The sequence below is a fragment of the Thermococcus sp. genome, from assembly GCF_026988555.1.
GTDB lineage: Archaea > Methanobacteriota_B > Thermococci > Thermococcales > Thermococcaceae > Thermococcus.
Genome location: NZ_JALSLB010000054.1, coordinates 119,352 through 129,930, shown reverse-complemented (window position 1 = coordinate 129,930; position 10,579 = coordinate 119,352). Strand labels below are relative to the sequence as shown.

General features: G+C 53.4%; 10 protein-coding genes. 5 read left to right on the top strand and 5 right to left on the bottom strand.

The genetic code is table 11. The features are described 5' to 3' along the window. The first annotated feature begins 285 nt into the window (after nucleotides 1–285). Genes hydB through hydA form a run of 4 tightly spaced genes read left to right on the top strand, consistent with a single transcriptional unit; the run spans nucleotide 286 to nucleotide 4,346 of the window. Nucleotides 286–1,389 carry an NADPH-dependent hydrogenase/sulfhydrogenase 1 subunit beta gene (gene hydB, locus MVK60_RS08525; protein ID WP_297438351.1) on the top strand — a complete coding sequence of 368 codons (1,104 nt, stop codon included), beginning with the start codon at nucleotides 286–288 and terminating at the stop codon, nucleotides 1,387–1,389. Continuing rightward, nucleotides 1,386–2,261 carry an NADPH-dependent hydrogenase/sulfhydrogenase 1 subunit gamma gene (gene hydG / locus MVK60_RS08520; RefSeq protein ID WP_297438349.1) on the top strand — a complete coding sequence of 292 codons (876 nt, stop codon included), beginning with the start codon at nucleotides 1,386–1,388 and terminating at the stop codon, nucleotides 2,259–2,261. The genes hydB and hydG overlap by 4 nt, the downstream gene beginning before the upstream one ends. Nucleotides 2,262–2,271: 10 nt before the next feature. Continuing rightward, the gene (gene hydD, locus MVK60_RS08515) at nucleotides 2,272–3,063 is read left to right on the top strand and encodes an NADPH-dependent hydrogenase/sulfhydrogenase 1 subunit delta (RefSeq protein ID WP_297438348.1); all 792 of its coding nucleotides are present in this window, start codon (nucleotides 2,272–2,274) and stop codon (nucleotides 3,061–3,063) included. Beyond that, on the top strand, nucleotides 3,060–4,346 hold the full coding sequence (hydA, locus tag MVK60_RS08510; RefSeq protein ID WP_297438346.1) for an NADPH-dependent hydrogenase/sulfhydrogenase 1 subunit alpha: 1,287 nt from the start codon (nucleotides 3,060–3,062) through the stop codon (nucleotides 4,344–4,346). The genes hydD and hydA overlap by 4 nt, the downstream gene beginning before the upstream one ends. A 76-nt stretch (nucleotides 4,347–4,422) precedes the next feature. On the opposite strand, the gene MVK60_RS08505 is transcribed toward hydA, so the two are convergent. Beyond that, complete coding sequence (locus tag MVK60_RS08505; protein ID WP_297438344.1) at nucleotides 4,423–5,145, bottom strand: hypothetical protein; 723 nt, start codon at nucleotides 5,143–5,145, stop codon at nucleotides 4,423–4,425. A 109-nt stretch (nucleotides 5,146–5,254) separates the two neighbouring features. On the opposite strand from MVK60_RS08505, the gene MVK60_RS08500 reads away from it, so the two are divergent. After that, entirely contained in the window at nucleotides 5,255–5,725 is a 471-nt protein-coding gene (locus MVK60_RS08500) for a hydrogenase maturation protease (protein ID WP_297438342.1), read from the top strand. Here the strand turns inward: MVK60_RS08500 and MVK60_RS08495 are convergent. From MVK60_RS08495 to lonB, 4 genes are all read right to left on the bottom strand, one after another. After that, entirely contained in the window at nucleotides 5,710–6,354 is a 645-nt protein-coding gene (locus tag MVK60_RS08495; RefSeq protein ID WP_297438340.1) for a class I SAM-dependent methyltransferase, read from the bottom strand. The two genes, MVK60_RS08500 and MVK60_RS08495, sit on opposite strands and share 16 nt — an antisense overlap. 17 nt (nucleotides 6,355–6,371) lie before the next feature. Continuing rightward, nucleotides 6,372–7,712 carry a SufD family Fe-S cluster assembly protein gene (locus tag MVK60_RS08490; RefSeq protein ID WP_297438338.1) on the bottom strand — a complete coding sequence of 447 codons (1,341 nt, stop codon included), beginning with the start codon at nucleotides 7,710–7,712 and terminating at the stop codon, nucleotides 6,372–6,374. Further along, the gene (sufC, locus tag MVK60_RS08485; protein ID WP_297438336.1) at nucleotides 7,705–8,451 is read right to left on the bottom strand and encodes a Fe-S cluster assembly ATPase SufC; all 747 of its coding nucleotides are present in this window, start codon (nucleotides 8,449–8,451) and stop codon (nucleotides 7,705–7,707) included. Before sufC ends, MVK60_RS08490 begins: the two co-directional genes overlap by 8 nt. Nucleotides 8,452–8,564: 113 nt before the next feature. Continuing rightward, nucleotides 8,565–10,478 (bottom strand): ATP-dependent protease LonB, encoded by a 1,914-nt coding sequence (lonB, locus tag MVK60_RS08480; protein WP_297438479.1) that lies wholly within the window; start codon nucleotides 10,476–10,478, stop codon nucleotides 8,565–8,567. Between the last annotated feature and the right edge of the window lie 101 nt (nucleotides 10,479–10,579).

The window sequence follows — 10,579 nt, the reverse complement described above, 5'->3', positions numbered from 1 at the left end:
TGAATTTTCCTATCTTAAATTCATTTCTCAAACCGAACATACAGAACCTTTGGTTATGCTTTTAAGTGGCCATTAAAATCTATTTTGGTTCATTCTCGGTTTTACGCCCTCCATTCAACGCTACAACAATTTTGTTATTCTTTTTGGGATATGAAAACAAAAGAGTTTTAACCTTTGGTTTACAATTTCCGGGTTTAAAAACGCTTTTTTATCTATCTAACCAAGCCAAGATCGAGGGGACAAATGTGAGCACGCGTAAGTTTATGTCCATTGGGGGGCGGTAATATGAGATACGTCAAGCTTCCAAAAGAAAATACATACGAATTTTTAGAAAGGCTAAAGAACTTCGGAAAACTGTATGCTCCGGTGAAAATCTCTGACAAGTTCTATGACTTCAGGGAAATCGATGATGTCAGAAAGATTGAATTCAACTATACCAGAACCCTAATGCCGCCGAAGAAGTTCTTCTTCGCACCAAGGGAGAAGATGTTCGAGTTCAGCATCTCAAAGGCAGAGTATAAGGAAGTAATCCCCGAAGTCGAGCCCTTCGTCCTCTTCGGTCTCCACGCCTGTGACATATACGGCCTGAAGATACTCGACAGCGTGTACTTGGATGAGTACCCCGACAAGTACTACAAAGTCAGGCGTGAAAAAGGCATAATCATCGGAATAAGCTGTATGCCCGACGAGTACTGCTTCTGCAACCTGCTCAGGACGGACTTCGAGCATGATGGCTTCGACCTGTTCTTCCACGAGCTCCCCGACGGCTGGCTGATTAGGATAGGAACCCCCACAGGCCATAGGATAGTTGATAAGAACATCAAACTCTTCACTGAAGTCACACAGGAGGACATCTGCAACTTCAGGGAGTTCGAGAGGAAGCGCGCCCAGGCCTTCAAGTATCATGAGGAGTGGGACAACATCCACTACCTCCTCGAGCTGGAGATGGAGCACCCGCTCTGGGAGAGGGAGGCCGAGAAGTGCTTTGCCTGCGGCAACTGCAGCACGGTGTGCCCGACCTGCCGCTGCTATGAAGTTCAGGACATCGTCAACCTCGACGGGGACACGGGATACAGGGAGAGGCGCTGGGACTCGTGTAAGTTCAGGAGCCACGGACTGGTCGCGGGCGGTCACAACTTCAGGCCGACGAAGAAGGACCGCTTCATAAACCGCTACCTCTGCAAGATGTCCTTCCACTGGAAGCTTGGAATCAACTTCTGTGTCGGCTGTGGGAGGTGCACTGCCTTCTGTCCGGCGGGCATTGATTTTGTGAAGAACCTTAGGATTATAGCCGGATTGGAAGACCCATCCTGTCCGTCGAAGCTGAGCAAGGAAATTCCAAAGAAAGGTTTTGCGTATGCCACTAACATTAGGGGTGGGGACATATGAGCGAGACCCACGTCTGCACCTGCCACGACAACCCCTACGCCCTCGACAGAGTCAAGGTTCTCAAGGTGTATCAGCTGACAGAAAGGGAGAAGCTCTTCCTGTTCAGGTTTGAAGACCCAGAGATAGCTGAGAAATGGACATTCAAGCCCGGACAGTTCGTCCAGCTCACCATCCCTGGAGTTGGGGAGGTGCCGATAAGCATCTGTTCCTCGCCGATGAGGAGGGGCTTCTTCGAGCTCTGTATCAGGAAAGCTGGGAGGGTAACCACCGTCATCCACAAGCTCAAGCCCGGCGATACCGTACTCGTCCGCGGCCCCTACGGAAACGGCTTCCCGGTCGACGACTGGGAGGGAATGGACATACTCCTCATCGCCGCTGGTTTGGGAACGGCACCGCTCAGGAGCGTCTTTCTCTACGCAATGGACAACCGCTGGAAGTACGGAAACATGACCTTCATCAACACCGCCCGCTACGGCAAAGACCTCCTCTTCTACAAGGAGCTTGAAGCGATGAAGGATTTGGCTGAGGCCGAGAACGTCAAGATAATCCAGAGCGTAACCAGAGACCCTGACTGGCCCGGCCTCCACGGAAGGCCCCAGAACTTCATAGTTGAGGCAAACACAAATCCAAAGAACACGGCCATAGCGGTCTGCGGCCCGCCGAGGATGTACAAGGCAGTCTTTGAATACCTCATCAACTATGGATATAGGCCAGAGAACATCTTCGTCACACTCGAAAGGAAGATGAAATGCGGAATAGGCAAGTGCGGCCACTGCAACGTCGGAACAAGTACGAGCTGGAAGTACGTCTGTAGGGATGGACCCGTTTTCACGTACTTCGACATAGTATCAACGCCCGGCCTACTGGACTGAGGTGGTTGCGATGGAGAAGAAGAAACTGAGGATTGGGTTTTACGCCTTAACGTCATGCTACGGCTGTCAGCTCCAGTTCGCAATGATGGACGAACTCCTCCAGCTCCTTCCGAACGTTGAGGTGGTTTGCTGGTACATGCTTGAAAGGGACAGCTTTGAGGATGAACCCGTTGATATAGCCCTCATTGAGGGAAGCGTTTCAACGGAGGAAGAGGTCGAGCTGGTGAAGAAGATACGTGAGAACGCAGAGATCGTTGTAGCCGTCGGTTCCTGTGCGGTACAAGGCGGTGTGCAGAGCTGGACTGAAAAGTCCCTTGAGGAGCTGTGGAAAACCGTCTATGGCGACGGAAAGGTCAAGTTCAAGCCCAAGAAGGCCGAACCCCTCGAGAAGTACATCAAGGTTGACTACAACATCTACGGCTGTCCCCCGGAGAAGCGCGACTTCATATACACCCTCGGAACCCTTCTAATAGGCTTCTGGCCCGAGGACATCGACTACCCGGTCTGCCTTGAGTGTCGCTTAAACGGCAACCCATGCATCCTCATCGAGAAAGGCGAGCCGTGCCTCGGCCCGATAACAAGGGCCGGCTGTAACGCCCGCTGTCCCGCCTACGGCATGGCGTGCATTGGCTGCCGCGGAGCGATAGGCTACGACGTTGCCTGGTTCGACTCATTGGCGAGAGTTTTCAAGGAGAAGGGCCTGACCAAGGAAGAAATCCTCGAGCGCATGAAGATATTCAATGCCCACAACCCGAAGCTGGAAGAGATGGTCGAGAAAGTCTTCCGGGAGGTGAAAGAATGAAGAATCTCTATCTTCCAATCACCGTCGATCACATAGCTCGCGTAGAGGGCAAAGGTGGCGTTGAAATAATCGTCGGTGAGGACGGCGTCAAGGAAGTCAAGCTCAACATCATCGAGGGGCCGAGGTTCTTCGAGGCGATAACCATAGGCAAGAAGCTTGACGAGGCTTTGGCGGTCTATCCAAGGATATGCTCCTTCTGTTCGGCGGCGCACAAGCTCACCGCGGTGGAAGCCGCTGAGAAGGCGATAGGCTTCACTCCGCGCGAGGAAATCCAGGCCCTCAGGGAGGTTCTCTACATCGGAGACATGATAGAGAGCCACGCGCTCCACCTCTACCTTCTCGTCCTCCCGGACTACCTCGGCTACTCCAGCCCGCTCAAGATGGTGGACGAGTACAAGAAGGAGATAGGCATAGCCTTGGAGCTTAAAAACCTCGGAAGCTGGATGATGGACGAGCTCGGAAGCAGGGCGATACATCAGGAGAACGCGGTACTCGGAGGATTTGGAAAACTTCCGGACAAGGCCACCCTTGAGCTCATGAAGAAGCGCCTCAGCGAGGCACTCCCCAAGGCCGAGTACACCTTCGAGCTCTTCGCAAAGCTTGAGCAGTACGCTGAAGTCGAGGGCCCGATAATTCACATGGCTGTGAAGCCGAGGGGAGGCGTCTACGGCATATACGGCGACGCCATAAGCGTCAGCGATGGCTTCGAGTTCCCGAGCGAGGACTACAAGAAGCACATCGTCGAGCGCGTTGTGGAGCACAGCTTCGCCAAGCACTCTTTCTATCGCGAGAAGCCTTTCATGGTCGGTGCACTTCCGAGGCTGGTTAACAACGCGGAGACACTCTACGGAAGGGCGAAGGAGCTCTACGAGAGCCACAGAGACCTGCTCAGGTCAACCAACCCCTTCGCCAACAACCTGGCTCAGGCCCTTGAGCTGGTTTACTTCATCGAGCGTGGCATAGATCTCATAGACGAGGCCCTCGCGAAGTGGCTGATAAGGCCGAAGGACGAGGTCGAGATAAGGGATGGCTTCGGCGTTAGCACGACCGAGGCCCCGCGCGGAATCCTCGTTTACGCCCTCGGAATCAAGGACAGAAGGGTAGCTTACGCGGACATCATAACTCCCACAGCGTTTAACCTCGCCATGATGGAGGTCCACGTCAGGATGATGGCGGAGAAGCACTACAACGACGACCCAGAAAGGCTCAAGTACCTCACCGAGATGGTAGTAAGGGCCTACGACCCGTGCATCTCCTGTTCTGTTCACGTGGCGAGGCTCTGAGTTTTTCGCCTCTCAATTTTTGTCATTATTTCACACTGAGCCGGCAGAAATGAAAATGTAGGGCTGGTTTCATAAGTCACCCGGTTGTCTCTTCGCAGGGGAAGTAGACTTTCCCGACGAAGCCGTCTCCAGCGGGTCCAACGATGTAGACCGAGGCAACGGAGTACCTGTAGATGACCGTGAGACCTCCGTCAGTGGATTTGCAGACCGTTGGGAGGACGTAGGTGCCGTTTTTGAACTCCACCCTTGGAGCGTTGGCAATCTGGATTGGCTCCCCCAGTTCCACCGTGGCGTTGAACGTCTCGTTCCAGAGCCTCAGGGTATTCACCGACCAGCCCAGGGGCCTAACGATGTGGTGCGTTCCGTTCTTTTCAACCTCGTAGTTAACGGTAATGTCAACGACTTTCGCCGGCGTTCCGAAAACCTTGATGTTTGCAAATGTCATCGAGCCGTTCTCCAACTGCAGGGTCACCGACGTCATTCCTTCGGTGTTATTGAAGGTGTAGTAGGGAACGAGGTAGACATCCTTCGAGAGCCTGAAGGCCGAGACGTTGCGGACGCCCGGGCCAGCCTTTATTAGAATCACAGGATAGGAGTAGTTGACGACGATATGGCGATACCCAATGAAGTTCGCGCTTATGTTAACGGTGAGGGCGGTCACATTAACGGGGGCCTTGAAAGGAGCGTAGGTGACGTTAAGGGAGAAACCGGGGGCAGTCGTTTCCCGTTCCACATGAATGAGACATCCAGCAGAAAAAACGACGAGCACCAGCACTAGGGGTGCAACCTTCTTCAGCATTGGAACATACCTCCTTTTGAATCCGGGGTAGTTATAACTATTAATCATAGTATATAAAGGTTCCGACAAGACTTATAAACACCGGGGAGAACTTCTGAAGGGAAGCAAGATGGGAACCATCATCCTCGCCCTCGGCAACGAGCTAATGAAGGACGACGGCGTTGGCCTTGAGGTTGGAAGGAGGCTCGTCGGGAGGGGTTGCAACGTCTTAGAAGTCGGCACCGACATCCTCAAGCTTTCAAACCACTACAACGGCGAGGAAAGGCTGATAATCATCGATGCCATTCTGAGCGGGGAATTCCCGTCGGGGGAGATAGTGCATCTGCGAGGAAAGGAAGTTTTTGAGAAGCTCAAGGGCGAGATAAGGAGTGCCCACTTTATGGGAGCCATCGACGGCCTCAAACTCCTGATGGCGATGGACGAACGCCTTGCCAAAGCAGATATTCACTTCATCGGCGTCGTTGCCAAGGAGATAGACCTCGGGATGGACCTGAGCGATGAGGTTGAGGGGGCCATCCCCGAGGTGGTTGAGCTCGTTGAAAGATTGTGTGGGTTAACCACCGATCAAAAAGACATGTAACGATCGAAAGGTTTCTCACGGAAGGTTCTTTTGCTCGCTTTCCTGGCAAGTATAAGGCGTACAATCCCGTGGTGATGGGTCTCCTCCAGCTCGACTTCAAAGAACCGCCTCACAAGGACGTGAGTTTCCCTCAAAGTGCTGTCCTCGACAAGGAACTTCAGGAAGAGATTCAGGGGCAAAAGGAAGAGGACGTTAATGGTGGTGCTGTCACTTTTTGTGTGTTCGAGGAAGATGGCCCGTCCTCCAGGCTTTAAAACCCTGTGAAGTTCTTTCATAGCCCTCTCCGGATGAGGAACCGTGCAGAAGGTGAACGAGGAGACAACGGTCTCAAAATACGCGTCCGGAAACGGGAGATTCTCAGCTTCCGTGAGGTAGAACTTCACGTCAATCCTGAGCTCCTTAGCCCTTCTTTTGGCAACTTCGAGCATCTTCTCACTACCGTCGATGGCGTAAATCTCCACTCCTTGGGGATAATGGGGGAGTGTTTTACCCGTCCCAACGCCCACCTCAAGGGTTCTACCCCGGGCAAACGAGAGGGCCCTCTCCCTGAGGGGTTCAAAGAATCCCTCAAGCGGCCTCTCCAGGATGTCGTACTGCCGCCCTAGCCTGTTGTACTTTTCCCGATACATGAGGATCACCGGGGGGCTCACATGCCCCCGCTCACTGCAAGTTCAATTATCCGCCTTATCTCCACGAGGAACTCCATTGGGATGTCCTTGAGCATGGGCTCAAGGAAACCCTTGACTATGAGCTGCGTCGCCTTCTCCTCGCTGAGACCGCGCGACATCAGGTAGAACAGCTCCTCCTCACGTATCTTGCCTATCGCGGCCTCGTGGCTCAGCTCGGCGTCGTCAACCCTGCTGACCAGGCCGGGGTAGGTCTCCATCGTCGCCCCGTCGCTCATGAGGAGCGCGTCGCAGCTTATGTGTCCCTTCGTTTTCGGCGCCTCGGCCACTATCTTGCCCCTAGTTATGATGGTGCTCTCGTCCATTATAACGGATTTGCTGGCGTTTATCCCTGCCGCGCCCTCGCCCCGGAGGTACATTTCCCCACCCAGGTCAACGTACCAGTCCTTTTGGCCTAGAAGAATCCCGTTGAGCTCAACGTAACCACCAGAATCGACCCAGTACTTTGGATTGGCCACGTTGCTCCTGCCCGTTCCGAGGCCCACGGTGGTGTTTATGAAACGGGCCCCTTTACCGAGCTCCGCCCTCGTCATCGGCCTCGTGTGAACGTACTCAGGCCAGTTCTGGAGCACGGTGAGCTGGGCCCTTGCCCCATCACGGATGTAGGCCTCCGTCATGTCAAGATGGAGTGAGTGTCTTACGAGTATCGGCGCCGTGCACCCCTCTATAAGATGGAACTCACTTTTCGGTTCCGCGATTATCATTATATGGGGCGCCTGCGCAAGTGCGCTTTCCTGAATGAGGAAAAACAGATGAAGAGGGAAAGGCACCTTCAACCCCTCTTTGACGTAGAGGAATATCCCCCCGTTCCAAACGGCCGTATGGTATGCCGCTAGCTTGCTTTCCTCCGCCCGGAACATCCGAAGGAAATGCTTCTTAACGACATCGGGGTACTTCCTAACGGCTTCTTCCATCGGAAGGACTATCAGCCCTTTTTTTGCCCACTCCTGAAGGAACTGATTGTAAACTATGCCCGTATCTGTCTGGACTGCGAGGCCGGCAACGTACTTCTGCTCGACCTCGTTTATCCCTAGCCTGTCAAGGAGGGCCTTCATCTCCGGTGGCAGGTCCTCAAGGCTCTCAACTTTTTCTGGGATGCCTGCTATCTCCGGCTTTGCGATGAACTTGAGCAACTCTTCCTCACTTATCATTGGATCGTTGTGAGGGGCTTTCTCGAAGGCTTCTACGGCCCTGTATCTTATCCGCGTCATCCACTCCGGTTCGCCGTTTCTCTTCGCAAGATTCTCTATTTCGCCCTCAATGATGCCTTTGGCGTCTTTAACCGTTATGGTCTCACTCATCGCAACCACACTCCTCAAATATGGTCTGGAAACCCTTCTTCTCTATCTCGTCAACGAACTCCCCACCCCGTTCAAGGACTATCCTGCCGTTCCTCATCACGTGCACGGTGAAACTGCTGGGGTCGAGGTGCCTGAGTATCCTTCCGTAGTGCGTTATTAGCAGGATCGCAGTTCCGTTCCTGTGGAGCTCGTCTATCTTCCGGCTGATGATGCTGAGTGAATCAACGTCGACGCCGCTGTCCGGCTCGTCCAGGATGAGCAGCTTTGGCTCCATAAGAAGGGCCTGCAGAAGTTCAAGTCTTTTCCTCTCCCCTCCTGAGAATCCGACGTTGACGTAGCGGTAGATGTCCCCCTCTTTGAACCACAGGTCCCTAACTTTTTCGAGTATAACGTCATAAGCCCGGACCGGATCCATACCCTTAAGTTCAACGAGGACCTGCTGAAGGAAATCAATGATCCTAACGCCCTCCACCTCATGAGGGTTCTGAAATGCCAGCATCACCCCACGCCTTGCCCTTTCGTCGGGGCTTAGGGCAGTTATATCCTCCTCCCCGAGGAGTATCCTGCCCCCCGTAACCCAATATTTCGGGTGACCGGCTACCGTGAGGGCCAAAGTTGATTTTCCGCTCCCGTTTGGTCCCATGACAACATGAAACTCTCCTGACTTAACTTCGAGGTTAACTCCCCTAAGAATCTCCCTGTTCTCTACGGTGACGTGAAGGTTCTCAACTTTGAGCATTATCTCACCTCCGTGGGTAACGTTGATAGGACGTTTTTAAGAATTTCTGGCCACATTTGTGAACCAGCCGCAGAACCCAATAGGTGGTCGACTGTGAAAAGGGAAAGGGGGGATCAATCCGCCCCTTTGAGTGGGAGGGCATCTTTTATGCGGTGGAGCAAGGTCTCCTTTCTCCCCCCTTCTTCCAGCGCTATCTCAAGAACCTGATCTATCGTCTCAACGGGGATTATCTCCACCTTCTCTGCCCTGTCCCTGCTCAGGAAAACGTCCTTTTCATTGGACTTGGGGATTATGACGGTTTTTACTCCCGCCTCGATCGCCGCTTCTATCTTCGGCGTGGCGCCCCCTATCGGTAACACCTCACCCCTGACACTGAGGGAGCCGGTCATCGCAACATCCTGTCTTATTGGGATGTTCTCAAGTGCCGAGATAACTGCGGTGGCAACGCTTATGCTAGCACTGTCCCCCTCAACACCCTCGTATGTCTGCAGGAACTGAACGTGGATGTCGTACTTGCTGATGTCCTCTCCTTTGTACCTCTTGATTATCGCCGAAACGTTCTGCACGGCCTCCTTTGCTATCTCGCCAAGCTTCCCGGTGACTATAATCTTGCCCTCTTCCCTGCTCGCGGCCGGGGCAACGACCGCCTCTATGGGGAGGACTATACCGCTCTGCTCCCCTATGACCGCCAGACCATTGACACGGCCTATCTCGTTCCCTTCCGCTTTGATGACCTGGTACTCCTTCTTCATCTCTATGTACCAATCTGCGAGCTGTTTCTCAAGCGGTTTTGCCATTTTCATTGCCTCTAGGACGTCCTCGCGTTCAACGTGCTTCCTGCCCTTCTTAATTGCTATATCCCCTGCGGCCCTTACTATACCGCCCAGATCACGAAGGCGGAGCGTGAGGTGCCCTTTTCTGCCGGCGCGCTTCTGGGCTTCGCGGACTATTTCTTCAACGGCCTCCTTGGTGAAGTGAGGTATCTTGCCGTCCCTTTTGACCTCCTGTGCAACGAATTGAACGAGCTTTCTTCTGTTCTCTATTGTGTCAGGCATCGTGGTCCTCATGTACACCTCGTAACCGTATCCGCGAATACGGGAACGCAGTGCTGGATGCATCTTATCGACGGTATCGAGATTCCCGGCCGCCACCAGGATGAAGTCGCAGGGAACCGGTTCCGTCCGGACCATGGCGCCGCTGGACATCTCGCTCTGTCCGGTTATTGGGAATCTTTTTTCCTGCATTGCGGTGAGGAGGTTCTGCTGCATTTTGAGACTCAGCGTTGCCACCTCGTCCACGAACAGGACGCCCCTGTGGGCGCGATGTATCATACCGGGTTCAACCCTCTCATGGGCGGGTGTACCCAGACCACCGCTCTGGAACGGATCATGGCGCACATCGCCGAGGAGCGCCCCAGCATGGGCACCTGTTGCATCGACGAATGGGGCTTTACCCCTCCCACAGTTGTCTATAAGGAGCTTTGGAACCAGAACGGACGTCCGCATGCGCATGTTGGATAAAGCCATTATGGTTATTATTATAACGAAGATACCCATGAGGAGCGTCGTTGCATTGAACTGCAGAAACAGGGCCATCATCACGGTGAATATCACCATCAGAAGGAGGTACGACTTGATGTTCTCCTGTCCCTTGGCTTTCTCGCGGTAACGCTCCACTATACGCTTTCCTTGACACGCTGGTACGGTCTTTATTTTGGGCATGTTCTCGTCTTCTGGATTCGGAAAGACGAGGATGTCCTCCAGACTTTCAACAGGAAGGAGCTCGGCCATCGCCTGACCAAGCATAGATTTTCCGGTTCCCGGCTCACCGATAAGAAGGACATGCCTCTTTTGGTTTGCGGCGGTCTTTATCACTTCAACCGCGTGCTCTTGACCGATGACCTGGTCTATGAGTTTCTCAGGTACCTCTATGTCCTCGGTGGTTTTGAAATCGAGTCCCAAATCAAGGGTTTCCCCGTATACCGGCTGAGATTGAGCTTCCATATTGATACTTTCGTCCTCGCCCATAGTCTCTCCCTCTCTCACCCTCTGAACCCGCATTCTCAGGGCGATTTATAACTTTTTTCAATGAGAGGAAAAGCTAAAATACGGGGACCCGAAAGTATTCA